General features: G+C 67.8%; 16 protein-coding genes and 3 pseudogenes. 7 read left to right on the forward strand and 12 right to left on the reverse strand.

Annotation, left to right across the window (positions count from 1 at the left end; genetic code table 11):
- Positions 1 to 301: 301 nt before the first annotated feature.
- The 3 genes from ACTWNK_RS00735 to ACTWNK_RS00745 all read right to left on the reverse strand — a co-directional run bounded on the left by ACTWNK_RS00735 (position 302) and on the right by ACTWNK_RS00745 (position 6,646).
- Positions 302 to 2,641 carry an ATP-binding protein gene (locus ACTWNK_RS00735; RefSeq protein WP_474301519.1) on the reverse strand — a complete coding sequence of 780 codons (2,340 nt, stop codon included), beginning with the start codon at positions 2,639 to 2,641 and terminating at the stop codon, positions 302 to 304.
- A 354-nt stretch (positions 2,642 to 2,995) separates the two neighbouring features.
- Positions 2,996 to 5,647, reverse strand: coding sequence for an ATP-binding protein (locus ACTWNK_RS00740; protein ID WP_474301520.1), 2,652 nt, complete (start codon positions 5,645 to 5,647; stop codon positions 2,996 to 2,998).
- A 465-nt stretch (positions 5,648 to 6,112) separates the two neighbouring features.
- The gene (locus ACTWNK_RS00745) at positions 6,113 to 6,646 is read right to left on the reverse strand and encodes a hypothetical protein (RefSeq protein ID WP_474301521.1); all 534 of its coding nucleotides are present in this window, start codon (positions 6,644 to 6,646) and stop codon (positions 6,113 to 6,115) included.
- 205 nt (positions 6,647 to 6,851) lie between these two features.
- Here ACTWNK_RS00745 and ACTWNK_RS00750 point away from each other — a divergent pair, with 205 nt between their 5' ends.
- Positions 6,852 to 7,721: a helix-turn-helix domain-containing protein gene (locus ACTWNK_RS00750; protein ID WP_474301522.1), complete on the forward strand. Its 870-nt coding sequence runs from the start codon at positions 6,852 to 6,854 to the stop codon at positions 7,719 to 7,721.
- Between the two features lie 95 nt (positions 7,722 to 7,816).
- On the opposite strand, the gene ACTWNK_RS00755 is transcribed toward ACTWNK_RS00750, so the two are convergent.
- A complete protein-coding gene (locus ACTWNK_RS00755) occupies positions 7,817 to 8,053 on the reverse strand; it encodes a DUF397 domain-containing protein (RefSeq protein WP_474301523.1) in 237 nt (78 codons plus the stop codon).
- A gap of 311 nt (positions 8,054 to 8,364) precedes the next feature.
- On the opposite strand from ACTWNK_RS00755, the gene ACTWNK_RS00760 reads away from it, so the two are divergent.
- Both ACTWNK_RS00760 and ACTWNK_RS00765 read left to right on the forward strand, forming a co-directional pair.
- Entirely contained in the window at positions 8,365 to 9,564 is a 1,200-nt protein-coding gene (locus tag ACTWNK_RS00760; protein ID WP_474301524.1) for an AfsR/SARP family transcriptional regulator, read from the forward strand.
- A gap of 461 nt (positions 9,565 to 10,025) precedes the next feature.
- Positions 10,026 to 12,881, forward strand: coding sequence for a tetratricopeptide repeat protein (locus tag ACTWNK_RS00765; RefSeq protein WP_474301525.1), 2,856 nt, complete (start codon positions 10,026 to 10,028; stop codon positions 12,879 to 12,881).
- A 199-nt stretch (positions 12,882 to 13,080) separates the two neighbouring features.
- On the opposite strand, the gene ACTWNK_RS00770 is transcribed toward ACTWNK_RS00765, so the two are convergent.
- Positions 13,081 to 13,797, reverse strand: coding sequence for a recombinase family protein (locus ACTWNK_RS00770; protein ID WP_474301526.1), 717 nt, complete (start codon positions 13,795 to 13,797; stop codon positions 13,081 to 13,083).
- Positions 13,798 to 14,138: 341 nt separating this feature from the next.
- On the opposite strand from ACTWNK_RS00770, the pseudogene ACTWNK_RS00775 reads away from it, so the two are divergent.
- Positions 14,139 to 14,573: pseudogene (locus ACTWNK_RS00775) on the forward strand (ATP-binding protein); the annotation flags it as partial.
- On the opposite strand, the gene ACTWNK_RS00780 reads toward ACTWNK_RS00775, so the two are convergent.
- The 7 genes and pseudogenes from ACTWNK_RS00780 to ACTWNK_RS00810 all read right to left on the reverse strand — a co-directional run.
- Positions 14,570 to 15,499: a hypothetical protein gene (locus ACTWNK_RS00780; RefSeq protein ID WP_474301527.1), complete on the reverse strand. Its 930-nt coding sequence runs from the start codon at positions 15,497 to 15,499 to the stop codon at positions 14,570 to 14,572. The pseudogene ACTWNK_RS00775 and the gene ACTWNK_RS00780 overlap by 4 nt on opposite strands.
- A gap of 126 nt (positions 15,500 to 15,625) precedes the next feature.
- A complete protein-coding gene (locus ACTWNK_RS00785; RefSeq protein ID WP_474301528.1) occupies positions 15,626 to 16,918 on the reverse strand; it encodes a hypothetical protein in 1,293 nt (430 codons plus the stop codon).
- A 55-nt stretch (positions 16,919 to 16,973) separates the two neighbouring features.
- Positions 16,974 to 17,186 (reverse strand): annotated as a pseudogene (locus ACTWNK_RS00790) (ATP-binding protein); the annotation flags it as partial.
- A 124-nt stretch (positions 17,187 to 17,310) separates the two neighbouring features.
- Positions 17,311 to 17,670 (reverse strand): group II intron maturase-specific domain-containing protein, encoded by a 360-nt coding sequence (locus ACTWNK_RS00795; RefSeq protein WP_474301529.1) that lies wholly within the window; start codon positions 17,668 to 17,670, stop codon positions 17,311 to 17,313.
- A 134-nt stretch (positions 17,671 to 17,804) separates the two neighbouring features.
- Positions 17,805 to 18,980 carry an integrase core domain-containing protein gene (locus ACTWNK_RS00800; protein WP_474301530.1) on the reverse strand — a complete coding sequence of 392 codons (1,176 nt, stop codon included), beginning with the start codon at positions 18,978 to 18,980 and terminating at the stop codon, positions 17,805 to 17,807.
- Entirely contained in the window at positions 18,937 to 20,736 is a 1,800-nt protein-coding gene (locus tag ACTWNK_RS00805) for a reverse transcriptase/maturase family protein (RefSeq protein ID WP_474301531.1), read from the reverse strand. The genes ACTWNK_RS00800 and ACTWNK_RS00805 overlap by 44 nt, the downstream gene beginning before the upstream one ends.
- A 531-nt stretch (positions 20,737 to 21,267) precedes the next feature.
- A pseudogene (locus ACTWNK_RS00810) lies at positions 21,268 to 22,092 on the reverse strand (IS481 family transposase); the annotation flags it as partial.
- Positions 22,093 to 22,219: 127 nt separating this feature from the next.
- Between ACTWNK_RS00810 and ACTWNK_RS00815 the strand changes: the two are divergent.
- The 3 genes from ACTWNK_RS00815 (at position 22,220) to ACTWNK_RS00825 (ending at position 26,275) form a co-directional block, all read left to right on the forward strand.
- Entirely contained in the window at positions 22,220 to 22,363 is a 144-nt protein-coding gene (locus tag ACTWNK_RS00815) for a hypothetical protein (RefSeq protein ID WP_474301532.1), read from the forward strand.
- 448 nt (positions 22,364 to 22,811) lie between these two features.
- Positions 22,812 to 23,561 carry an effector-associated constant component EACC1 gene (locus ACTWNK_RS00820; protein ID WP_474301533.1) on the forward strand — a complete coding sequence of 250 codons (750 nt, stop codon included), beginning with the start codon at positions 22,812 to 22,814 and terminating at the stop codon, positions 23,559 to 23,561.
- Positions 23,562 to 23,566: 5 nt separating this feature from the next.
- Positions 23,567 to 26,275 (forward strand): caspase, EACC1-associated type, encoded by a 2,709-nt coding sequence (locus ACTWNK_RS00825; protein ID WP_474301534.1) that lies wholly within the window; start codon positions 23,567 to 23,569, stop codon positions 26,273 to 26,275.
- Positions 26,276 to 26,589 lie beyond the last annotated feature (314 nt).

Here is a 26,589-nt window from a genome sequence, read left to right on the forward strand (position 1 = left end):
CTGCGGGCGTCGGCAGCGCCGGTGGACGGTGCGGTTCGGCCATCACACCCTCACTTTCCGGGAATGGATCCAATCACTGCGTCGAGACAGACAACGGGTCCAGCTGAACCGTGCCAGCGAACGGCTTGCCGACCGGCGGGGGTGAGAGTGCATGCCGGACCAGACAGCAATAACGCACGGCTGGTTCATGGTCACGGTAGGGCGCGATATCAGGCGTGTCAGCCTCGAATCCGCGCGTCGGAAGATGTGAGCGGCGTGGTGGTGCCGGGTTCGGCCCTGGAGGGCGGACTGGGGCACGATCTCACCTTCCTGGCGGTGTGTGGCGGCGGAGAGCTCCTTCGACTCGCTGAACATCAGCCGAGCCCAGACTCCTGTACAGGGCCAGCGCCTGTCGTAGAGCGGTCAGAGCATCGCCGGAAGGTTGCTCGCGCAGGTGGCAGTGGGCGATGCCTTCCAGCGCCCGCGCCTGCTCCAGCGGAGCGTCGGCGTCACGGGCGGCGGTCAAAGCCTGCTGGAAACCGGTGTGCGCCTGGTCGCCGGTCGAGGAAACAACCAGCAACTCGGCGAGCTCAAGGAGCGCCTCAGCCTGACCATGCCGGTCACCTATCAGAGTGAACAGGTCCAGGGCCTGGGTGAGGTGTTCGACCGCCCGCTCGTACTCACCCCGGAGGCGGTGCACGAGGCCGAGGTTGTTGAGGGCGTTGGCCTGGCCGAGCCGGTTGCCGAGGTCGGTGTACAGGTCCAGGGCCTGGGTGAGGTGTTCGACCGCCCGCTCGTACTCACCCCGGAGGCGGTGCACGAGGCCGAGGTTGTTGAGGGCGTTGGCCCGGCCATGCCGGTTGCCGAGGTCGGTGTACAGGTCCAGGGCCTGGGTGAGGTGTTCGGTCGCCCGCTCGTACTCACCCCGGAGGCGGTGCACGAGGCCGAGGTTGTTGAGGGCGTTGGCCCGGCCATGCCGGTTGCCGAGGTCGGTGTACAGGTCCAGGGCCTGGGTGAGGTGTTCGACCGCCCGCTCGTACTCACCCCGGAGGTAGTGCACACGGCCGAGGCCGTAGAGGGCGCTCGCCTGGCCAGGCTGGTCACCCAGACCGGTGAACAGGTCCACGGCGTGGGTGAGGTGTTCGGCCGCCCGCTCATACTCGCCTAGATACCGATGCGCACGGCCAAGGTTGTGGACACTCCGGGTCAGAGCCAGTTGGTCGCGAGTACTTTGCGCGGCGGTCATGGCGAGTTGGTTCAAGGTGAGGCACTGTTGCCAGTGGCCGGCGGTTTCGAGGTAGTCAGTGATGGCGGCGGTCAGCACGACGGCTTGGGCAGGGTAGGTGGAAGCTGTGTCCTGTATGAAGGCTTGCAGGTTGTCGCGTTCAGCCTCCAGCCACCCAGTGGCCTGTTCGCGGGTGTCGACCTGCGGTATTTGCGGAGGCGGGGAAACGGGTGAAGGCAGCATGCCGTGGCGGAAGTGGCGGCCTGCGGTGTGTGCGGTGTGCAGGTAGTGATTCAGCAGGCGTTCGACTGCCGCTTGAGCGGCCGGGCCGCTGCTGTCAGCGGCGTTTCGGGCGACAGTTCGCGTGTAGTGGGCGAGGAGATCGTGCAGGCGGTAGCGGCCCCGGCTGGTCTCCTGAAGGAGTGATGCCGTATACAGGGCGTCCAGGTGCCGTCGCGCGCGCCCAAGCGGGATGCCGGCGAGGGCGGCGGCGGTGTAGGCATCCAGGTCTGTGCCCGGATACAAGCCGAGCAGGCGCATGAGGTGTTGTTGTTCGGGAGGCAGGTCGCGGTAGGACAGGTCGAAGGCGACGGCGACGCTGTGGTCGCCTTCGGCCAGCTCATCCAGCAGGTCGTGTCCGCGCATCTGCTGGACGAGGTCGGTGACGGTCCAGGCGGGGCGATTGGCATGCCGAGCGGCCATGATCGTGATCGCCAAGGGTAATCCCCCGCACAGGTGGACAAGTTCGTCCACCGCCGCCATGTCGTCGCCGGTGAGGGGGCGGTGGGTCCGGCGCTCGAACAGATTGGTGCCTTCGTCGGGGGGCATGCTGTCCAGGGTGAGCGGTATACCCCCGGTGATCGCGAGCCGGACCCGGCTGGTGATGAGCACCAGACACCCGGGGGTGCCCGGCAGCAGCGGCTCTACCTGCTGCTCACCGGTGGCGTTGTCGAGGACGAGGAGCACTTTCTTTCCGGCCAGCCGGTCACGCCATAGTGCCGCCCGCTGCGTCGCCTCCTGGGGTATGGCGGACGGGTCGACGCCGTCGGCGCGTAGCAGCGCCTCCAAGGTGTCGGCGGCGGTGGCAGGTGTGCCGTCGAAGCTGTGGGCGTGCAGGTCGACGAACAACTGCCCGTCGGGGAAGCGTTCGGCCAGCAGATGCGCAGCATGCACAGCCAGGGTGCTCTTGCCGACCCCGGGCAGCCCGTTGATGGTGTGGATCACCACCACCCGCCCAGCAGGGTGCTGGCCATCGTGGCATGCCAGCGACTGGGTCAAGAGCAGGAGTTCGGGGCGGCGTCCGGTGAAGGCGGGCATATCACGAGGCAGGGTGCGGGTGGCTCGCCCTACCACCGCAGCGACAGCTTGAGTCACATGCACGTCACGGCCGGCGACATACGCCTCACCGTGGTCGTTGACCTTGTACCGGGCGCTCACGTACGCCAGGTCGGTCAGGGCCGGAGCGCCCTGCGGGGAGGGAGCGGGGGTTGTCGGTAGAGCTGGTCGGGGGTGTGGTTCGGCCATCACGCCCTCACCTCTCCGGGAAGGGATCCCAGCATGACATCGAGACGAACGGCCAGGTCCGGCTGCGCCCCGGCCCCGGGGTGGCGTGCGGCCGGTGGGGGTGAGGGTATGTGCCGGGTCCGGTGGTGGCGACGCGCTGTTGGTTCATGGTCACCATAGGGCGCGGCATCGGGGTTGTCAGCCCCGTATCGGCGTCTGCGGGCGGAGGTCTGAGTTCCGGCACAGCGGTGAGGGGTTGGCGCCGGGGCTGCGGGCGGGGGCACGCTCTCACCCTCCCGGCGGTGGTTCGTGGTGGCGGAGGGCGTCTTCGACCCGATGGGCGTCGGCTGAGCCGAGGCGCCGGTAGATGGTCAGCGCTTGCTGTAGTGCGGTGATGGCGTCGCCGGGGGGTTGGTGGCGCAGGTGGCAGTGGGCGATGCCTTCCAGTGCCCGCGCCTGTTCCAGGGGGGTGCGGATGTCGCGGGCGAGGAGCAAGGCCCGCCGGAAGCAACCGCAGGCCTGTTCCCTGTTCGCAGATGAGGAACGGGCCAGTAGTTCGCCGAGGTCGTTGAGCACCTCGGCCTGGCCGTAGCGGTCGCCGATCTCGGTGAACAGGCCCAGCGCCTGGGTGTGCCGGTCGATCGCCTGTTTGGGCTCTTGGCGCAGGTTGTGCACGCGGCCGAGGCCGTGCAGGGCGTGTGCCATGCCGTGTCGGCTGCCCAGGCCGGTGAACAGCTCCAGTGCCTGGGCGTGCTGGCCGGCCGCCTGCTCGTACTCGTTCAGGACCTGATACAGCAGGCCGAGGCCGTGGAAGGCGGCCGCCTGGCCGTGGCGATTGCCGACCTCGGTGAACAGGCTCAGGGCTTGGACGTGCTGGATGACGGCCCGCTCGTACGCGCCCAGGACGTGGCGCACCAGGCCGAGGCCGTAAAGGGTGCCTGCGTGGTTGTGCCGGTTGCCCTGGTCGGTGAGCAGGGCCGGGCTCTGCTGCTGGGGCGTTCTGTGCCCGGCTTGTTCTTGGAGCCGGTATTCCAGGCCGAGGCCGTAGAGGGCGCCTGCCTGGCGGTGGCGGCTGCCCAGGCCGGTGAACAGCTCCAGTGCCTGGGTGTGCCGCTCGCTCGCCTGCTCGTATTGTCCGCGGAAGCGGTGCACGAGGCCGAGCCCGTAGAGGGCGTAGGCCTGGCCGAGCCGGTCGCCGAGGCCGGTGAACAGGCTCAATGCCTGGGTGAGCTGGCCGGTTGCCTGCTCGTACTCGCCCAGTACCCGATTGACGCGGCCGAGGCCGTAGAGGGCGGCGGCCTGGCCGTGCCGGTCGCCCAGGTCGGTGAACAGGCTCAGCGCGTGAACGTGGCAATCTGCCGCCTGCTCGTACTCGTCGCGGACCCGATGCACCCGCCCGAGGTCGTTGAGGGCGTAGGCCTGGCCGAGCCGGTTGCCCAGGTCGGTGAACAGGCTCAATGCCTGGCCGTGTCGTTGGAGTGCCTGCTCGTACTCGTCGCGGACATAGTGCACCCGCCCGAGGTCGTTGAGGGCGTAGGCCTGGCCGAGCCGGTCGCGGGTGTGGCAGGCGGTGGCCAGGGCGGTGTGGTGCAGGGTGATGCTTTGCTGCCAGTGGCCGTCGGTGTAGAGGTAGTCGGCGATGGTGGCGGTCAGGGCGATGGCCTGGGCGGGATGGGCGGTGGCTGCGGCTTGGATGGTGGCGTGCAGGTTGCCGCGTTCGGCCTCCAGCCATGCGGTGGCCTGCTCGCGGGTGGCGACCTGCGGAAGCTGCGCCGGTGGGGCGGTGACGGGCGGCGGCAGGGCGGGGGTGTGGTGGTGGATGTGGCTGCTCGCGGCGTGTGCGGTGTGCAGGTAGTGGTTGAGCAGGCGTTCGAGTGCGGTGTGGGCGGCCGGGCCGCTGGTGTCGGCCGCGTTGCGGGCGAGGGCGCGGGTGTAGCGGGCGAGCAGGTCGTGCAGCCGGTAGCGGCCCCGGCTGATCTCCTGGACGAGGGAGGCGTTGTAGAGGCCGTCCAGATGCTGTCGCGCCCGGCCCAGCGGCAGACCGGCCAGGGCTGCGGCGGTGTAGGCGTCGAAGTCGGCGCCGGGGTAGAGGCCCAGCAGGCGCATGAGGTGCTGGCGTTGCGGGGGCAGGTCGCGGTAGGACAGGTCGAAGGCGACGGCGACGCTGTGGTCGCCTTCGGCGAGCTCGCCGAGCAGGTCGTGCCCGCTCATCTGCTGGACGAGGTCGGTGACGGTCCAGGCGGGGCGGTTGGCGTGCCGGGCGGCCATGATCGTGATCGCCAGCGGCAGGCCCCCGCACAATCCCACGAGCTCGGCCACCGCGGCCTCCTCGTCGGCGGTGAGCGGGCGGTGGGTCCGGCGGGCGAAGAGTTCGGCGCCCTCCTGCGAGGTCATGCTGTCCAGGGTGAGCGGTACGCCTCCGGTGACGGCCAGCCGGGCCCTGCTGGTGATGAGCACCAGGCAGCCGGGGGCAGCGGGCAGCAGCGGTTCCACCTGGTGTTCACCTGCGGCGTTGTCCAGGACGAGCAGCACCTTCTTTCCTGCCAGCCGGTCACGCCACAGCGCCGCCCGCTGCGCCAGGCCGGATGGGATAGCTCCGATGTCGACGCCGTCGGCGCGCAGCAGCGCGTCCAGGGTGTCTGCGGCGGTCACGGGTGCGGCATCAAGGCTGTGGGCGTGCAGGTCCACGAACAACTGCCCGTCGGGGAAGCGTTCGGCCAGCAGGTGGGCGGCGTGCACGGCCAGGGCGCTTTTCCCGACCCCGGGCAGCCCGTTGATCGTGTGGATCACCACCACCCGCCCCGTCGGCTTTTGACTGTCGAGGACGGCCAGGGCGCGCGTGAGCAGGTGAAGCTCCGGCCCGCGGCCGGTGAAGGCGGGCACATCGCGCGGCAGGGTGCAGGTGGCCCGTGCCACCACCGCAGCGTGCGTGATGTGCATGTCCCGATCGGCGGTATAGACGTGGGCGTGATCGCTGACGTGGTACCGGGTATCTGCCTGCGCGCCACCGGTCACCGCAGTCGTAGCGGGAACGGCGCAGGCGCCCGGCGAGGTGGGAGCGGGGGGCGTCGGGGGGGTTGGAGGGGGGTGCGGATCGGCCATCATGCTCTCGCCTTTCCGGGGAAGGTGGCGAACACGGCAGTGCCGGAAAGCAGGCCGGTGAGTCCGCTACGTCCTCATGCTCACCGGTTGTGCGGCGGGCTGAACGGCTAAGGTGCCCGCCAACCCCGTTCATGCTGACGCATTGTCATTCTATAGTCACGCAATGTAGGAGAGTTGTTACGTCAGCCGGAGTCCACGCCTTCGGGAAGGAACTCCGCCCGGCCGGGCGGGCACGAAAGGGAGCCCGAAGCGGCCACCTCAGGCCGACCAGGGCAACACGCGGATGCGGGCGGCGGTTACCGGTCACGGTTGTCCCTGGTGCCGCTCGCCTGCGGTGGGCGCCGGGGTGGCCTTGGAGGGGGTGGGCTCCTCGGCGAGTGAGGCCGGGCGGCGGGGCTCGGGCGGTGCGGCGGTGCGGCGGGCGGCGGAGGGGCCGCTGCGCAGCGCGATGAGCAGCGAGCTCAGCACCGACAGCACCAGCAGGATCAGGCCGCAGGTGACCGGGTGGATCTGGGCCAGGGTCGACAGTGTCAGCGCCCATAACGTCACCGCGGGCCCGGCGGCGGGCCTGCGCCGGGGGCAGCGGCACTCACCCGCACCCCCCGTGTAGGAGGCCGGGCCGGCCAGGGCTGCGGCCAGCTCGGTGTAGACGGCTGCCGCCCACCGCGCACCCGCTCGCCACGCGGGCCCCGGGTCGGTGGTGGCGGTTCTGGTCTGGCGGTGGCGGGCGGGGGGCAGAGCCCCAGGTGGCCGGGTCGGCGGGGCCGGTGTCGATCCGGCGGCGCCGGTGGCCGGCTCGCTCGAGGAGGCCGCCTCTTCAGAATGAAATTGAATCATAATGTCTGATCCTGAATGGAGGATCAGGGCCCGTCAAGGGCGAAGCCTTCCGAAGCCTCCTATCTGTCAGGGAACATGCATGTCACGGGGGCCGTTGACGGCCTTCACTGCTCGTGGCAGCATTCTGAACGTAACTGAATAGTCTTGGATGATTGAAGGGTGAATGCTATGCAAGCGTGTCCTCCTTCGGAGAGGCAAGGCAGACATGATCGACGCATCCCGGCAGGAGCCGCACAGCGGGCGACAGCGCCTGGCATCGGAGTTGCGCCGTTTGCGCAAGCTGGCTGGTTTGTCCGGCGACGTGCTGGCTCGGCAGCTGGGTATCTCCCAGTCGAAGGTGTCGCGGATCGAGTCCGGGGCGTTGCTGCCGCCGTTGCCGGATGTGGAGGCGTGGGCGAGAGCGGTCTCGGCGCCCGATGAGGTTGTGCAGGCGTTGCGGGAGATGACCCAGGTGGCTTTCACCGAGATCCACACCTGGTATGAGCAGCGACAAGACATGTCCATCGGGCGGGAAGAACTTCGTGATCGCGATGTCCGCGCCCGCACGATGCTCAATCTGGAGATCACGATCCTTCCCGGCCTGCTGCAAACGGCCGAGTACGCCCGCCAGATCTTCTCCACCTTTCATATCCCCCACTCACCGGAGGAGGTGGCAGCGTGGCTCGCCAGTCGGCTCGAGCGTCAGCTCATCCTCTACGGAGACAAGCGTTTCGAGTTCCTGATCAGCGAGACGGCCTTGCGGATGTCCTACGGCTCGCCGCAGATGATGGCTCCTCAGCTGGACCGGATCGCCTCCCTCAGCACGCTGAGCAACGTCTCCATCGGCCTCATCCCGCATAGCCGTCACATCACAGCCCCCTCGTTGCACGGGTTCGTCATCTATGAAGGCCACCGCGATGAGGACACATTCGTGAGTGTCGAGACGTTCCACGGTCAGCTGGACGTTATCGACACCCGCAACGTCAAGCTGTATCGCGATCACTGGGACCGGCTGCGCGAGGCAGCGCTGTTCGACGAGCGGGCTCGTGAGTTTCTCACCGAGATCAACGCCACCTACCACGCGCAGCAAACATGACCGCCGCCCGCCTGGCGATATCCGCCCCCGTTCCTGCCCGCGCAGGAGACGGGGGCGACGCAGCCTGCTCTTTGCGTCACCCCCGCCGCGTGTTTCTAGGCGCCGCAGCCGAAGTGGTCGAACTGGCCGTCCTTGACTCCGGCCAGGAACGCCTCCCATTCGGCGCCGGTGAACCACAGCAGCGGCCCGTCGGGCACCTTGGAGTCGCGGACCGCGACCCCGCCGCCGGCCTCGATCACCTCCACACAGTTGCCTTGGCCGTTGCTGAAGGCGCTCTTGAACCACGCCACCGGCCCGCGTGCCCCGCTCCTGCCGCTCGTCCGCATCGTCATCTCATCCGTCCTTTCCGCCGGCTGCAGGTAGTTCCTGCCGCACACCTTGAGCATGCGAGACCCTCCTGGGCCGCCTCCTGTGCCCGCACCTGGGCCACAACCTCGGCCACCTGGGCCACATCCTGGGACGATTCCTGCCGCCCCCGCCCTCCCCCCCGGGGGGTGCGGGCTTTCGGGGTGAACGCCCCGCCGCAGCGGCCCGCCGTCGTCTGTCACGCGTAGGCACACCAAGCACGCCGTGCCACGCCCGCGCATCCTCCTGCCCCCCAGCAGGCCCCGGCAGCACCCGGGGCCGCCCCCAAGGAGCCGCGATGGACTTTCACCTGCTCGGCCCGGTCACCGTCCACGCCGGCAGCCGGCCCGTCGACCTCAGGCGGCCGCGCCACCGGCTGCTGCTGGCCGTCCTGCTGGCCGCCGAAGGCCGCCCCCTGACCACCACCACCCTCATCGACCGCATCTGGGACGGTTCTCCTCCGGATACCGCCCGCGACCTGGTGCACAGCTGCGCCAGCAAACTCCGCGCCACCCTCACCACCGCCACCGCCGCTCTCAGCGCCTCCGACGGCAGCGCCCAAGGCGGGGGAGAGGTCATGCCCAGGCACCACGGCGGCTACCTGATCCGCACCCCCCGCTCCAGCGTGGACGTCTACCGCTTCCACGACGACCTGGCCTCAGCCCGCACCATCCTCACCCCCCTCACCCCCGCACCCGGCCCCCTGACGGCGGCCGAGACGACACCCGCCACCGAGGCCGCCCGGCTGCTGCGCCGGGCACTGCAACACTGGACACCCGGCGGCGGGCACGGGGCGGCCGTGCAGCCGCTGGCCGACCTGAGCGGGCTGTGGGCCGACGGCTACCGCCGCCACCTGCGCAGCGTGCACCGCGCCGCGCTGATCGCCTGCCTGCAGACCGAGGTGCGGCTGGGCCGCCACGCCGCCGTCCTGCCCGAACTCGAAGACCTCCACATCGCCGCCCCCGGCGACGAAACCGTCGCGGGCCTGCTCATGACCGCCTACTACCTGTCCGGCCGCCAGCAGGAAGCAGGCGACGTCTTCCTCCGCGTCAAAGCCCTCCTCGACCACACCCGAGCCGCCACCCCGCTGCACCCGCTCGACCGGCTGTATCAGCGCATGCTGCGCCAAGACCCCGACCTGACCGCGCCCCACCCGCCCCGCACCGGAGCCGTCATGACCACAGCCCACCCGCACCCCGACCGCGCACAGCCCCCCGCCGGCGACACCCCCGACCAGGACGCAAAAGTGCTGCCGCTGCGCCCCGCCCAACCGCACACCACCCCCCACCCCGAAACCACCACCACCGCCACCGGCGGCCTCGACGACGAGCAGGGGGAGGGCGACCCCGAAACCGGCGACCAAGCGGTGAGCCCACCCGGGACGGGCGCCGCGCCTACGGCCACGGTCCAGCACATCGGCCACCAAGTGATCGTCAGCGGTCATGCCCGCCAGTACAACGCCGGCCGGGACATGCACGTCCACGGCCCCGACAGCTGACCCGCGCCCCGCTTCCCCTCCAGAGCCCGCTCCGGGCGGGTGGCACCGCTCACATTCCCGTCGGCGGGGCTGACGCGCCCGGCAAGGCGTCCTATCGTGACCGCAGGCCTACAACGCGTCAGCACACGCACCACCGCAGGGCACCGCTTTCACCCCGGCACCACCAGCGCACCCTGCGCCCGGGCTCCCTGCAAGGCGTCCGGGCGCAGGGCCAGACACCCGGCCGTCGGCGACACGGCGCACCCCATCACGCCCCCGGCCGGGCCCGTTCGACGCCGTGCTCGGACCTTCCCCGGAAAGGTAGAAGCGAGATGACCGACCCCCACCCACAGCCCCGCCCAACCGTGCACGCCACGGGGCTGGCACAGATCTTCTGGGCCTCTCGAGACATGGTTGTCTACCACGGCGCAGAGCCGTACCGGCTTGCGCCGTGGCCACCATCCACTGCACAGGTAGCAGAAGTGACCTGGGCACAGCCGAGCGAGCTGCTGCGGGCGGCCAACACGGTGGTCGCTTTCACCGGTCGCGACACCCTGCTGCAGGAGCTGAGTGCCTGGCGGGACGTGAGCGTGCCAGGGACGACTGCGAGCGATGGGGTCGCGGTAAGGCTGGTTCACGGGCCGGGCGGGCAGGGCAAGACCCGGCTGGCCGGCCAGCTGGCCGGGCTGTGGCAGGAGGAGGGGTGGGTGGTGCTGTCGGCCCATCACCGGCGTGATCGCTCGGTGCCCAAGATGTTCGCGGTCCCGGACCTGGAGCGGGCGGCCGGGGTGCTGGTCGTGGTGGATTATGCCGAGCGGTGGGACACCGCCGATCTGCTGACGTTGCTGGGTGACACCCTGATCCGGGGGCGGTTGCCGGTGCGGGTGCTGCTTTTGGCCCGCCCTGCGGGTACGTGGTGGCAGAGCCTGCACGGCCGTATCCAGCGGGACCTGCGTGTGGAGGCGACCTCGTGCGAGCTGGAGCCGCTGGAGAGCGAGGCGGGCATCACCCGCCAAGGCCTGTTCGCCGCAGCCCGCGACCGATTCGCCGTCCTGCTGAACCAGCCCGCCGCCCGCCAGGTCGGCCCGCCGGCCGCGCTGGAGCGGCATGAGGCCTACCGGCTGGTGCTGACCGTGCAGATGGCCGCTTTGGCCGCGGTCCTGACCGCCGACAGCGGCCAGGAGGCGCCCGCCGACCCCGTGGTGGTCTCGCAGGTGCTTTTGGCTCGCGAGCGCGATCACTGGGAGGCGCTGCACGATCGGCGGGAGAAGCCGCTGGCGGCCTCGCCGGAGGCGATGGGCCAGCTCGTCTACACCGCCACGCTGACCGGCCGTCTCAGGTACGCCGACGGCCGGGCGGCCCTCGACAACGCTGGGATCGAGTCGCGTGAGCATCCCGGGCAGCTGTTGAAGGATCACGCGGTGTGCTACCCGCCCTCCGTCGTACAAGGCACCTCTGCCCTCGTGCTGGATGCGATGGGTGGCGGGGAGGTCACAGTGCTGGAGCCGCTGTTTCCCGACCGGCTGGGGGAAGACTTCCTCGCCCTGTCCACTCCCGGTCACTCCCACGGTTTCCCGGCCGACCCCTGGGCCGCCAGCGCCCCCGCCCGGCTCCTGACCGCACCCGGCGACACGAGCGAACCGGACACCGCCGGTGGTCGGGGGGTTCCGGTGTGGATCCGGCACGGCCTGAGCGCGTTGATCGAAGCCTGCCAGCGCTGGCCCCATCTAGCCCAGCGCCAGCTGTATCCGCTGCTGGCCGCCCGCCCCGATCTGGCGCTGCATGCCGGAAGCGCCGCACTCGCCGCAATGGCAGCCCTGCCCGGGATCGACCCGGGGCTGCTGGAGAGAATCGAATCGGTCCTGCCTGATCACCGGCATATCGATCTGGACGTCGGGATCGCGGCGGTGGCCGTCCGGCTGGCCGAGCACCGGCTACCCGGCGCCGACCCCACCGGCCGCGCCCGCATCCACGACACCCTCGCGATCCGCCTGTCCGATGCGGGGCTGCACGCGCGCGCCCTGACCGAAAGCTGGCAGGCCACCCAGATATGGCGCCAACTGGCCGAACTCAACCCCGACGCCTACCTCCCCAACCTGGCCAACTCGTTGAACAACCACGCGATCTGGTTGGCTGAGGTCGGGCAGCGTCAGGCGGCGGTACCGATCAGCGAAGAAGCCGTCCGCTTGTACGGCGAGCTGGCCGAACTCAACCCCGACGCCTACCTCCCCAACCTGGCCGACTCGTTGAACAACCACGCCGCCCTGCTGGCTGAGGTCGGGCAGCGTCAGGCGGCGGTACCGATCAGCGAGGAAGCCGTCCGCCTGCGCCGGGAGCTGGCCGAACTCAACCCCGACGCCTACCTCCCCAACCTGGCCGACTCGTTGAACAACCACGCGATCTGGTTGGCTGAGGTCGGGCAGCGTCAGGCGGCGGTACCGATCAGCGAGGAAGCCGTCCGCCTGCGCCGGGAGCTGGCCGAACTCAACCCCGACGCCTACCTCCCCGACCTGGCCGACTCGTTGAACAACCACGCCGCCCTGCTGGCTGAGGTCGGGCAGCGTCAGGCGGCGGTACCGATCAGCGAGGAAGCCGTCCGCCTGCGCCGGGAGCTGGCCGAACTCAACCCCGACGCCTACCTCCCCAACCTGGCCATGTCGTTGAACAACCACGCGATCTGGTTGGCTGAGGTCGGGCAGCGTCAGGCGGCGGTACCGATCAGCGAGGAAGCCGTCCGCCTGCGCCGGGAGCTGGCCGAACTCAACCCCGACGCCTACCTCCCCAACCTGGCCAACTCGTTGAACAACCACGCCGCCCTGCTGGCTGAGGTCGGGCAGCGTCAGGCGGCGGTACCGATCAGCGAGGAAGCCGTCCGCCTGCGCCGGGAGCTGGCCGAACTCAACCCCGACGCCTACCTCCCCAACCTGGCCAACTCGTTGAACAACCACGCGATCTGGTTGGCTGAGATCGAGCAGCGTCAGGCGGCGGTACCGATCAGCGAAGAAGCCGTCCGCCTGCGCCGGGAGCTGGCCGAACTCAACCCCGACGCCTACCTCCCCAACCTGGCCGACTCGTTGAACAACCACGCCGCCCTGCTGGCTGAGGTCGGGCAGCGTCAGGCGGCGGTACCGATCAGCGAGGAAGCCGTCCGCTTGTACGGCGAGCTGGCCGAACTCAACCCCGACGCCTACCTCCCCAACCTGGCCGACTCGTTGAACAACCACGCCGCCCTGCTGGCTGAGGTCGGGCAGCGTCAGGCGGCGGTACCGATCAGCGAAGAAGCCGTGGGTCATACGGTCGAGTCGTCCACCAGCACCACTCACCGGAGGATCGGATGAACTCGATCATGGAACAGGCGTGGGGCAGCTATCCGTGGAGCCTGCCCTCGGCGGCGGCTAAGTAGGGTACGTCCTGATCCAACCCAACCTCCGGCCTTGGCTTCGGTTGGCTGCTGCTCGACCCCCGACCGCCAACTCGTCGTGGCGGCCGACGAACATGCGGCCGGCCTGGGAGACCGGGAGAAACCATGGGAACAGGTCAGGCCGGGGTGCCTGGTGTTCGGTTGAGTAGTTCGTCGTAGGCGGCGGTTGAGGGCGTTGGGCGGCTGTCTGGGGGCAGTGCCGCCAGGACGGCTTCCAGCTTGGCCCGTGCGGCTTGCTCGTCTTCCTGCATGCCGGCCAGTGCCTCGTAGGCGGTGGAACGGCCGATTTTGAGGGTGCGGGCGGCTTCGGTGACCGAGGTGCCGTCGTCGACCAGACGGCGGAGGGTGGCGAGTTCGGCGGGGCCGATGACGCGGGGCCGGCCGGTCTTCTTCTTGCCGGGGAGTCGGCGGCCTGCGGCTTCGCGGCGGGCGGCCGCGGCGATCCCGTCGGCCTGGCGTTCGGCCCGTAGTTCGAGTTCGTACTCGGCGGCGGCGGCCAGGACCGCGAACATGAACCGGCCCTCTTTGGTCTTCAGGTCGAAGTTCTCGGTCAGGGACACGATCTTCACGCCCCGGGCCCGCAGCGCGTTGACGATGGTCAGGACGTGGGCTGCGGAGCGGCCCCACCGGTCGGACTTCCAGAACTTCAGGGTGTCGCCGGCCTGTGGGCGCGTCAGCAGGACTTCCCATTCCGGGCGGGCGACTCCGGCCTTGCCCGATTCCTTCTCGATGACGAGTTCGTCGTAGCCGCTGGCGGTCAGAGCGTCGAGCTGGAGCTGCGGGTTCTGATCGCGGGTGGAGACTCGCGCGTAGGCGTAGATCCGGCCCGTCACAGTCGTCCCAGGTCGTCGCGGCCGGTGACGGCGCGCAGGATGTCGTCGTCTCCGGAACTCATCGCGGCGCGGACCGGCATGCCGCGCAGCGAGTTGGCGACGCGGGCCAGGTCCTGGCGGTCGTACGCGTCGGTCCGGAAGCCGAGGATCTTCATGTGCTCGATGGGCAGGTGGAGGCTCCCGGCGGTCTTGAAGGCGTGCAGCGCCAGTTCCCCGGTCTTCCGCTCGCGCTCGCGGTCGTCCGCCACGGCCTCTCCCATCGTCCAGAAACGTCTACCCCAACCGGGCAGTCCGGCCAGATAGCTCTGGAGATTCCGGCCATCAAACCGCAGAGCTGACACTCCGGGACCGGGAAGAGCCACTTCAGCGAAGCCCTCGGCCAGAACGCGGTCGAGGCCGGGCTGACGGTCTCCTGGTTCACCATCGAAGACCTCGGCGCGCTGGTCCGCCGTCACCGCGCCGACGACTCCATCGCCCGAGCCCTGGCCCGCATCATCCGCTGCGACCTGATCATCGTCGACGACATCGGCCTGCTCCCGGTTTCGCCTGACGCGGCCGAAGGGTTCTACCGCCTGGTCGATGCCGCCTACGAACGACGGGCGCTGGCGGTCAGCTCCAACCTTCACCCTTCCGGATTCGACGAGATCATGCCCAAGACGCTGGCCACCGCCACCGTCGACCGGCTCATGCATCACGCCCACATCGTCGTCACGCAGGGTGACAGCTTCCGCCTCACCCAGGCCACCTCAGGTCAGGGAGTGAAGCCCTTCAGCTAACTGACCAGCACCAACGGCGGGGAGACTATCTGGCCGCCGTTGGGGACTCCCGGATGGCCAGGAGCGTGTTCACTATCTGGCCGCCAACGGGGCGAACTAAATGGCCATTGACACGGCGCCATGCCGACCACCAGCGGGTCGAGGTAGGCGTGCAGAGCAGCTTTCCCCGCAGGGGTGGCGGGGTTGGCGCGGGCTGCCGCCTTCAGTCGCTGCCACTCCTTCCAGGCGGTGAGGATGTCGTCGGCGAAGTCGTCGACCATCCGCATAGCCCAGACCAGCAGCGGGCCCATGGTCTGGGCCGCCACTGGCTCGGTCGAGTTCTCCCCGCCGGTGGACGAGGTCGCCGAGGGCAGATAGTCATCGATCCCGAGCTCATCCCAGGGCGGTCGGACCATTCCAGTCGGGCGGGCGCTGAGTCCATCGAAAGCCCACAAACGTGTCAGACCTGCCAGGATGCGGCCAGCGTTGCCCCGGCTGCGACCCCTTCCTCTCAGCTGGAGGCCGTAGTCGTGCAGGTCGCTCGCGCTGCAGAAGGCGAGGCTGTCGATGCCTCTGGAGACCAGCCAGGTGGCCAGGCGAAACCAGTGTCGGATCGTCTCTGCGACTTCGCCTAGGCTCAGACGGCTTCGCATGCGGACGCCGCGTTCGGCAAGAAAGCTGGGCCGCAGCTCACCATTGATCATGGTCCAGGCGATCAGCCGCAGCTCAGCGCGGAACACATCGGGGCAAGCCTTCCAGCGCAGGCAGACCTTGGTCGCGCTCGGGTTCTCCGTCAGCGCGCCCAACGGCCAGACCTCATCGCCATAGCGGCCGTCGAGGTGAGCGTGCCCGGCGCTCACTCGATGCGGCAAGACCACCGGGGTGTCAGGGGTGGGCAAGGGCAGCCGATAGGGGTCATCGAGGTCGAGGTGGTGGGCGAGGGTCATGGGTTGAGCTCTCCGCTCAGCAGGTCGGCGATGAGCGCGCGGTCAGTGTCGCTGACGGTGGCCAGCGACCGACGCCAGATGCCTTCACCGAGTTTGGATCGGAGATCTTCCAGGCGGGCGTGGGGGTCATGCCAAATCTCGCGACCAGGCGGTGGGCGGCAAGGTTGAGCGCAGATTGGACAGCGCCTGGTGCAGGTGGACGAGCTGGCCGTGGTGTCCAGGATGAACGCGGGCGTTCTCGCAAGCCAGACACATCAGGAACGAAGCGCCGCAGCCACCGCCGGGCGCCGGGTAAGGACTGTTGTCGTAGTCATGGCAGTCGGCGGTCGCCGTCTCGAGGTCCCCGTCCTGCGGCTGGTCGCGGAGTTCGGCGACCAAGACGATCGCGCGTGCCCGGTCGGCGGCGTCCTCGGCGCCGGCGGCGATCACCCCGACCATCTCGGCTTGGACTCGCTTGTCGACCAGAACGTAATGCCGGTCGTGGACGTCTTGGCTGTTCTGTCCTGGCTGTCGGCGGTCGAGCGCGTTGACGGTCCGGCGTCCCCGGCGAAACGGCGAACCTGCGAAACCTTGCGATCGCGCCCACTTCTGCGCGTTCATGGAAGTGACGCCGAAATGGAACTGGCCGACCGCCGGCAGCCGATCCAGATTCCGCAGCGGGCGGCCGCCGCTCGCATGCCAGATGATCAGCCGATCAGTCCCCGGAGCGAGCTTGTCCACGAGGGCGCGGGCGAACCGGGTGGCCGCCAGAGCTTCGGTGATCAAGCGGCCGGCCGAGGCGGCGCCGTCATCGGTGACGTTGCGGGTCTCGAAGTAGCGGCCGCCGCCTCGGCGATACTTCTCCAGCGGGATCCGGTAGGTGGGGTGACCGTCCTCTCCAGGGTCCGGTGTCGCTCGCGGCACTGCAGCCCGGTCCAGGACCGACAGATTCCAGCCGTATTCGGCCATGAGCAGCACCCCCAACGCCGCCGCCTCATGACAGGTCAGGAACAGGCGCTGCCAGTATTGAGCGATCGAAGGGCCCAGCGCCTTGCGATGTTTGCTCGTCATGGTGGGCTGCCCGCTCGGGCCGATCGTGTGCGGGAAGCGGCCAGTGCGAGCCAGAGCGTCCAGGCCTTGTCCGAGCACCCAATCCCGGCTGTCTTCGACGCATTCGCCGTCCCGCCAGCGGTCCAGATGCCGGGCGTTGTCCTCGATGCGCAGCAAGGCCGCTCGGAACGTCCGGCGAGCTGCAACCCTGATCATGTCGAATTCGGCCGTGCTATAGGACTGAGTGGTGCTCTTTACCCGCCGCGCCCGCCTGGCCAGCTCGTCAGCGACCGGCCCGGCCGCCAGCCGCGGATCACCCTGCAGCAGGCTGGCAATCCTGGAGATCCGGTTGCAACCGGTGGTGTCTGCGTACTCTCTTGGGTGCTCCACCAAGTACGGGGATACGTGCACCAGTTCAGGCGACGTTGGTGTCTCGTTCGATGTTCTTGAGGCGGTTCTTGAGCCGGTAGCTGGGACCATTGATGGAGATCACGTCGCAGTGGTGCAGGAGCCGATCGAGGATGGCCGTGGCGAGCACCTCGTCGGAGAAGACCTGGCCCCATTCGCTGAAGCTCTTGTTCGAGGTCAGAATGATGGAGCCCTTCTCGTAGCGCCTGGAGATGACCTGGAAGACCAGGTTCGCCTCGCCGCGTTCCAAGACCTCGTGTTGGGTCGGGGACGCGACGCCGTGCAGCCTTTCGGCTGTCGGTTTCCGCGTCCCCGCCCGCCGAACCGGACGTGCCCGTTGGCCGGGCATCCGGCTCTCCACGTGATCCGTTGGGTCAGGCCATGAGTTCGCTGACCTGGCCGACGAAGCCCTGGTCGTCGTGGCTGGTCCGGCGGAAGCGTGCTCCGTCGGGATCAACCTCGTCGTGATTCCAGGGGGTGCTGATCTGTGCTCCGCGGAAGCGGTAGCGTTCAACCTTCATCTTCGCCGGGTTGTAGAGGACGATGCCCTCGGCAACGATGCGGTCGGCCCCGTAGTAGCGCCGCCGTATCTGTTTCCAGGTCAGGTGGGGGTGCTTACGTCGAATCCAGAGGATCATCCGCCACCAGACATACCAACCCAGATAGGCGAACGTCTTCTTGGACGCGCCGTAGCGGAAGTAGGCCGCCCAGCCCCGTAGGACCGGGTTGACCATCCGCAGCACTTCCTGTCAATGGCCATTTAGTTCGCCCCGCTGTGTGGTCCGGGGAGATGCTTGACACGGTGATCCTGGGACTTGCTTGACGGTGTCTCAGGTGATGCTTGTCGGTCCCAGGTGTCGGTTGACGGTTAGCGGGAGTCGGCGACGTATCGGCTGACGTGGCCGCCTTTGCGGGGGTGGGTGGAGATCTCGACGTCTCCGTCGAGGACCCGGAAGCAGGTCTCCTCGATGACCACGGTGACGGTCTTGCCGGCGTGGGCCAGACCGGGCCGGAGCTTCTGTCGCGCGATCTGGAAGGTGCCGTCCGCGCCGATCCGGCGGATGGCCTGCCGCGGCTGCGAAGGCGGCGGGGGCAGCGGTGTGGCGGAGGCACGGGCCCCGGGGAGCTTGGCGCGTCGTTCGTGCGGGATCGGGGCGGGCAGGGTCTTGACCAGGATTCCGGCGTGGATGACGTACATGATGCTGCCGTCCATGCGCAGGGTGACGTGCTTGCCGATCAGGTCGCTGCCAAGCGCGACCGGGGTGCGTCCGAGCGAGACGACGCCGTCCTTGGAGGCCTTGCGGTCGATCTCCACGATCGTCGCGGGCGGCAGGGGCTTGTCGGGGCTGATGCCGCCTCGGGGTTCGGCGGCGCCGGGGCGTCCGCCGCGCATGATCAGAGCGTGCTGGTCGGCGTCGGTGAAGGACATCGTCCGGGTGCGGATCAGCTGTCCGTCGAGCAGGACGTGGACGGTGCGGTGGCTCCCCCAGAGCGTGACGGTGCGTCCTACCAGGGACGGGCTAAACTTCAGGCTCTGGTTCCGCGGGAGCATCACATGCCGGCCGGGGCTGATCACGGCCTCGAACTCGACCGCGTGAAGCGGAAGGTTCTCCTCGGTGGAACTCGGCGGAGGCAGGACGGGCAACCGCATCGGCTCGGCTGGCGCCGTCATCGGGACGGCCGGAGCCGGCAGCGCTGGAGCAGCCGACAGGGCCTGGTCGCCGGTCATCGCGTGCGGGCGGAAGACCTGGGCCGGAGTGGCCATCTCCAGTGACTGATGCGGCCGGGTGTGGTTGTAAGCATAGATCCAGCCGTCGATCGCGGCCTGCGCGGCCTTGGGGTCGGCGAACGGGCCGGAATGGTCGAGCATCTCCCGTCGGAACGTCTTGGTAGGGTCGGCCGAACAGCGAGGTGCCAGCCCCGTTTGGACTGGTCCTTTTCCGTTCGGCCTCCCTCCGAACCGGGCGGACCCGTTTCCGAGTACCCGGCTCTCCAGCGATCTACTGCGTGAATGGTGATGCGGGCTGTCCGTGGATCTGGCCATGGCAGCCGCCGCAGACGATGAGCGCTTTGCGACGGATCTTCGCCATGACCGTGGCCCAGGCGGGCTGCGGCCCGCCGGGTTCGCCAAGGTCTGCGAGTCGGCGGATGTGGTGGACTTGGATGTCGTCCGTTTGTCCGCAGAGCTCGCACTTCCCGTGCAACAGCCGGGTGACCAACTGCCGGTTGGGGTAGGCGGGCCCGGTGTGCTGGCGGTCGGTGAGGACCGCGTTCTTCTGCCGTTTCAGCGGAATCCCGCCGAACCAGGCGACCAGCGCCTTCTTGCCGTCGCGCTCTATGCTCGCCTCGAACCGCGTGCGCAGCCCGTGCGGTGTCAAGGTCTTGGCCTTGTGATGGGCCGCCATCTTGGTCACCGACGACCGGTGCTTGCTGGCCAGAGTCTTGAGCATCGAGGTCTCCATGACCCACCGCAATCGGTGGAGCCGGAAGACGTCGCTGGCGAGAAGGTAGTACTGGACGATGCCCCGGTACTCGGCTCCATATCTGGCGACGATGTTGTAGTCGCTCTCGTTAACCATGGAGTTCCGGCACGCGGGTTTGCCGCGTGACGAATACGGGGCGGACTTGGCCTTGACCACGGAGGCAGGGACCCGCAGCACGATCATCCCGTTGAGGGACCGACGGTTGCGCTTGTCGGTTCCTCCCGGTCGTCTCGTCCTGCGGTCGGTTCCCGCAACCTCGATCTCATAGCCGAGGAACCTCGCCCGCTGGGTGCGGGCGTGGGTGATCAGCGTCTTGTCCGGCGAGAGCTCCAGTTTGAGTTCGTCACGCAGGAACTCGGCCAGACGTCGTTTGATCTCCTCTGCTTCAGCCTTGGGTCCGGCGAACCCGAGCAGGGTGTCGTCGGCGTAGCGGCAGTAGCGCAGCCTCCGGTAGTCCGGGTCCCGGGGGTCCTGGCTGGGAAGGCTGTGCAGCCGGCGGTAGTGAGACCGTACCTCGGCGCGGTCGCCCTTGCGGCGGCCTCTGACGATCGCTTGTTCCACCTGACGGTAGCCCGGGTTGCGTGCCCGGCGTCCGCCTCGGGTGTATTCCGGGATGAGGATGTTCTCCACGAACTCATCCAGCTTGCTCAGGTAGATGTTCGAGAGGACGGGCGATGCGATCCCGCCCTGGGGAACCCCGCTCAGCGTGGCTCCCCACCTCCAGTCCTCCAGATATCCGGCTGTCAGCATGTTGCGCAGCAGCCGCAGGAACCGGTTGTCGTGGATCTTCTCCGACAAAATCCCGATCATCACATCGTGATCAAAAGATCCGAAGCAGTCGGCGATGTCTCCCTCGACGAACCAGGCTGTCCCCACCCAGGTGTGGGCCACCTCCCGCAACGCGGTGTGGCAGCCCTTACCGGGCCGGAACCCGTGGGACCGGTCGGAGAACGTCGGCTCGTAGTAAGCCTCCAGCAGGAGGCGGACCACTTCGCCGACGAGTTTGTCCGACCAGGTCGGCATGCCCAAAGGGCGCGTCTTCCCGTTCTTCTTCGGAATGTGCACCCTTCGGACCGGGCGGAACCGATAGCGCTCGTGACGCATCTCGGTGACGATCCGCTCGATCTTCTTCAACGACATGCCGTCCGCGGTCTCCCGCGTGGCCCCCGGCGTCATCGACCCCTTGTTAGGGTAGATGCGGCCGTAGGCCAGCAGATAGAACTGCGGGTTGAACATCTGCCGATACAACTCTTCCAACGGCAGGCCGCGCCTGCCGCGCTCACGCAGGACACCCAGCACCGTTGCGGCGCTCTGCATTACGCATACCTCGCGATCTCTCGGTGTCCGATCACCTGGCCCCCTTCGCCCTGCGGACGGCTTTCCCGCCCTCCTTGGCCGGTCGTGACTCCGGCGACTAATACGAGGCCTCCGTCGCCTTAGGACTCGCGTCCCGTAGGCGATCCCACGTTCGTCACGGTCGTACGTGTCAACGTGATTTAGGCGTCCCGTTCATCTCCTTGAATGCCCTCGCTGGGCATCGCTCCATGGCCCCGAAGGTTGCCCGACTGTTTCAACCCCGTCGGGCAGGGCTGGCACCGGTTTCAGACGTCGTTCCGGTGGATGCGAACTTCCATCTTCTGGAGACTGGGATTCAGGCAATCAAGCTTTCGCCATGTCACGCGGGTCCCCCAGAGCACCGCCCCTGACGCTGGGCCCGGCCTCTGGTTTCCTGGCATGCTCTTGTCCCATAAGCCTTTCGGCATCCGGTAAGCCATCAGACCCAGGAACCTCCCTTCGAGTTCCTCCCGGATGATCCGGGGATACGACCGTGCGCCTCGTGGCGCACTTGTAGCGTTCGACTTTGCCGTTGGTCTGGGGCCGGTAGGGGCGGGTGCGTTTGTGGGTGATGCCGACTGTGCGCAGGGTGTCGCGCCACAGGTGGGAGCGGTAGCAGGAGCCGTTGTCTGTCAGTACGCGGCGTACGGTGATGCCGGCGGTGGTGAAGTAGGCGTGGGCGCGCTGCCAGAAGGCCACGGCGCTTTCGCGGGTCTCGGCGGGCAGGATTTCGGTGTAGGCCAGCCGGGAGTGGTCGTCGACGGCGTTGTGCATGTAGCCGTAGCCCAGGTTGGGTCGGCCGTGGCGGGTGCGGGGCCGGGCGGTGTCGCGGTGGGCGGAGCTGTTGCGGCTGCCGGTGGCCCGGCCGTGTGCTTTGTGGCCGCCGCCGTCGGGGATGTTGCCGAGTTTCTTGATGTCGATGTGGATCAGATCGCCCGGTGTGGGGTGTTCGTAGCGGCGGATCGGCTGGCCGGTGGCGCGGTCGAGATGGCGTAGGCGGGCCAGCCGGTAGCGGGATAGGACGCGGTGCACAGTGGAGGGGTGCAGGCCAAGCAGGTAGCCGATGCGGGCCGGCCCCCACCGGCGTAGCACCCGGATCTTGATGATGCGTCGTTCGGTGCGGGTGGGGGTTCGGCGGGGGCTGTGGTGCGGACGGCTGGAGCGGTCGCGCATGCCGTCCGATCCATGCGTGCGATAGCGGTCGGCCCAGCGTTTGGCGGTGGTGGGTGAGACCTGGAAGCGTTCAGCGGCACGGCGCAAGGGCCAGCCGTCTTCCACGATGCAGCGGGCCAGGCGCAGGCGTCCGGTCTCGGTCAGTGGGGCGTTACGGTGGAGCATGAAGGGCTTTCTGGTTCACGGGTGTAGATGTCGCAATCCACACCGAACCCGGAAGCCCTTCCTCATGCCAAAACGATCAGTCTCTGTTCTCAACCTCTGTGGTCAGTACAACCAGGTGAGCCCCGACGTGCTGGAGGCACTGGTGCGCCAGCACGCCGACACCCCGCAGGTTCTCGCCGAAGCTCTGGTCACCGCCGCCCGCACTTTCGACGGCGATCGGGACGACGCCACCGCTGTGGTGCTCCTCCGCCGGCCAACCTCCACAGGCTGATACGGCGGGTTGCCTGCATACTGCCTTGAGTGCTCCACCAAGTACGGGGCTATCTGCACCAGGTCAGGCGCCGCCGTGTCCGGGCACCTCGTCGGTGCTGATCCGGTACGAGGCCGCACCTCTTGGCGCGTCCCATGACTGTGTGGTCCGGGGAGATGCTTGACGCTGTGTTCCCGAGACATGCTTCGTGCCAGGTGGGGAGAAGCTGCGCTCGATCGCGCCGCCGGCACCAATGGCGAGCAGGATGAGCTCGGGGCAGGCAGGTGGCCACCGTTGCTCGACTTCGGGCTGGGTTGTTGCTACGTGTGCCCGGATGGCCGAAGAGGATTTCGGGCGCGATCCCCCCGCCCTACATCCCCGGCCAGCACAGGGCCCAGGTTCACCTCACGCAGGAGGAGGTCGCGAAGCTGCGCAGGACCGAGGATCTGGATCAGCTTTGCGGAACGCAGTGAAAGCCGCACTGAGTGCCGAAACTCTGGCGAAAGCCCTGCACGTGATCAAGAACTACCTGGCGTGTGGCGGCGGCTTGCGGTGGGTGGCGGGCCGAGAGCATCACTTCATCACCAGGCTCCAGGCCCAGACCGACGCTGCCGGCCGGATCATCTGGGAGATCGGCGTGGACTCCACCATGGTGCTGGCTCACCAGCACGCAGCCGGGCATGTCCCTCGCTGTAGAAAGAGCCGGGGAGATTGCGCCAGCACAGGAACCCAGATACCTCATTCCTCTTGTTGGGAGGTCGCCAGCTTGCGATATTGGCAGATGGTCGCCCAACGCGACAAGACGATGATGAGCACTCGAGCCATATGGAGAGACGCTGTGACATCGGCTGAGGTCCTGGTAGGACTGGTGCTCAGCATCAGGGACGAAGATCCTGAATATGTCGAGGAACAACTCCAGTATCTGATCGAGAACTTGCGTGAACTGGATCTGTCGAGTATCGAACGAAGATCCGGGGGAGCCCCTCCCGCGGGTACCCGAGGCTCGGAGGTGCTGGAGACGGGTGCTCTGCTGGTTGGACTCGGGGGAAGCGGAGCTCTGCTTCCGGTGCTCGTCGGTCTCATCCAGAACTGGCTCGGCCGCCGTCGCTCGGGCACCATACGCATGAAGATCGGCGATGACGAGATCGAGCTCACAGCTGTGTCGAGCGACGTCCAGCAGCGCTTCCTCGAGGAGTTCCTCCGCCGTCATGGGCAGTGATGGCCATGACGAAGCGCGCTCTGATCATCGCCAACAGCACTTACGACGACGACAGCCACTTCGCCCCTCTTCCGGCCGCTGCCGCCGATGCCGAGCATCTGAAAGACGTGCTGGGCAACCCCGATATCGGGGGCTTCGAGGTGGAGACTCTCATCGACGTCGGCCAGCGTGCGGTCATGCGCGCGATGGAGTCGTTCTTCGCCGGGGCCGCGCACGGCGATCTCCTTCTCTTGCATCTGTCCCTGCACGGGTGCCTGGACGCTGGCAATCGTCTGCACTTCATCATGCGCGACACCGAGCACGACTTCCTGGGCTCCACCGCGATCTCGGCGGACGCCGTGAGCGGATTCATGCGAGGCAGCAGATCGCGGCGCATCGTCGCCATGCTCGACTGCTGCTACAGCGGCGCGTTCACAATGGGCGCGTTCCGGCGTGACGCCGGAACCCCGAAGGTCGACATCACCGAACCCTTCGCGGGGAACGGGCGGATCGTCATGACCGCTTCCACTTCCTTGCAGTACGCGTACGAGAGAGAGCGACACCTACGCTTCAGCCGGGCGCCCGCGCAGCCGTCCATTTTCACCTCAGCCGTGGTCAGCGGACTGCGGGACGGTTCAGCCGACCTCGATGGTGACGGGCTCATCTCCGTCGACGAGCTCTACGATTACGTCCATGAACAGGTACGCCAGAAGATCGCGGGCCAAACGCCGACGCTGAGCGTGGACAGTGCCCAGGGCGCGATCTATCTGGCGCGCAGCCCCAGGCACGACGACGTCGATCGGCTCGCCGAGATGCGGGCCGCCGTACTGGACGCTCAGCCGTGGAAACGCATCGGCTCACTGCATCTCGTGGAGCAACTCCTCGGAAGCGTTCGTGAACCGAGCCGGGATGCAGCCAGGGCCGCCCTACTGGGACTGATCGCCGACGCCGATCGTGAAGTTGCCCGCCGCGCGCGGCAGCTCTGGCATGAGCGCGGTCTCGGCGAGATCCCGACGGCACGTGCGGCTCGGCCCGCCGATTTCTCGCCGTATCACCCGAAGCTCAGAACCTCGCGCCCAGTGGTGGGTATCGACTTCGGGACGACGAACTCGTCGATCGCCCTGTACGCCGGCGAAGAGGTCCACATGATCCCCAACGTCGAAGGCTCGTTGACGACGCCGAGCTTGGTGGCCATCACCGCGGAGGGTGACATCCTCGTGGGCGCGGCTGCCAAGCGGCAGGCGATCATGAATCCGCATTTCACCGTCCGGTCGGCCAAGCTGAAACTGGGAAGTGACTGGAGCATCACCCGAGGATCCGTCCGGCTGACGGCGGAGAATGTCGTGGAACTCATCCTCCGTCGGCTGCGAGATGACGCTGAAGCGTTCATCGGCACATTGCCGGAAATCGCGATCATGACTGTTCCTGCCAACTTCTCCCTGACCCAGCGCGTGGAGTTGATCCAAGCCGCCAGGCGGTCCGGATTCAACGTGCCACGCGTGGTGAACGAACCCACGGCTGCCGCGTTCTCCTACGGCTTCAAGCAAGAGGAGGAGCTTACGGTCCTGGTCTTCGACCTCGGCGGTGGAACACTGGACGTCAGCCTGCTCGACATCGGTGACGGCTTTGTCGAGACCAGAGCCACCTGTGGCGACAACCACCTCGGCGGGGAGAACTGGGACGAAAGAATCGTCCAGCACCTGCTTCGGAGAATCAGCGACGATTACGGGCTTGACCTCTCCCAGGATGCAACCGCATGTCAGCGACTGCTGGAAGCGGCGGAATCGGCGAAGATCGAACTGTCGGCCGTGAGCACGGCGGCGATCCGGCTGCCCTACCTGGCTGGCGCTGCCGCAGCTCCTGTTCATCTCGACGAGGTTCTTACCCGCGGCCAATTCGAGAGCATGACACGGGATCTGCTGGAGCGCTGCCGTCGGCCGGTCGAGCAAGCTATCCGAGACGCGGGCGTGAGAGCTTCCGAACTGGACAGGGTGATTCTCACCGGCGGAGCGACACGCATGCCCGCCATCGGAGACATGCTGCGCGACGTCATCGGAGGTGGGCAGCCCTATCGCGGGCTCATCCCTGAGGGCATCGTCATGGGGGCGGCTCTGCAGGCGGGGGTTCTCGCAGGCTCTGCAAAGGACAGCTTGCTTTTGGACGTCATCTCCGCTTCTCTCGGATTCGAGGTTTCTGATGGATCGAACGTCAAGATCATTGAATGGAATCTGACCTTTCCCGCGGAGCGGGCAATCTTCCTTGCTCCGAGCTTCGATGGCCAGCAGCGGATGATCGTTGCAATCCTTGAAGGTGAGAGTGCCGTTGCCGGTGACTGCACCATGGTCGGTGTTCTCGACATCGGGAATCTCCCGAGGCGTGCACGAAACACGCCTCTCCTAGAATTGATCTTCAGTATCGACGCCAACAGCATCTTGCATGTCACTGCCAGGGAACTCCGAGGTTCAAGTCGCGAGCTTGTCGCTCGCGCAAAGGAGCTGACGGAGGCGCGCCGTGCTTCCGGGCTCCAGTACACAGTAGATCGATACAGCCCAGAGGCGGAAAGGCTGCAGGCCCGAGTCCGTGCTCTGGAAGGGGCGTACTTCAGCGATAGGACGTGGAGCACGGCCGTTGACCATACTTCCCTCGCGCAAGCCGAAGCCGCCGGTTGGACCACGCATCGTCGGCACGCGCTCCGCGATCAGGCGCCAATGGTCTGGGAGGCGGGAGCGCCTTGAAACGCAGCCAGGCCGAGGTCGGCCATCACGTGTTCAAGGTGTCTTCGTTGATGAGTGAGTCGCCTACTCGGAAGAGCGCGTGGGACTCATCGAAGAAGACGACGGGCTTCTCCGTACAGCTTCTGTATGGAGAAGCCTCCGGAGTCGGCCAACGTTGACATCGGCATGGACCTGAACGCTCAGCCCCACCTTCTGCCTATCCACTTCCCGCTGCCTGTCGTGATCGCCGTCCTTAGCGCAATTCTCCCGCGCGAGGACGCTGTTCACCGCGACACGACTACCCGCAGGATGCCGCTGAGCGCAGCGCCGGGACG

It is taken from the genome of Nonomuraea sp. IBHARD001, from assembly GCF_056106265.1.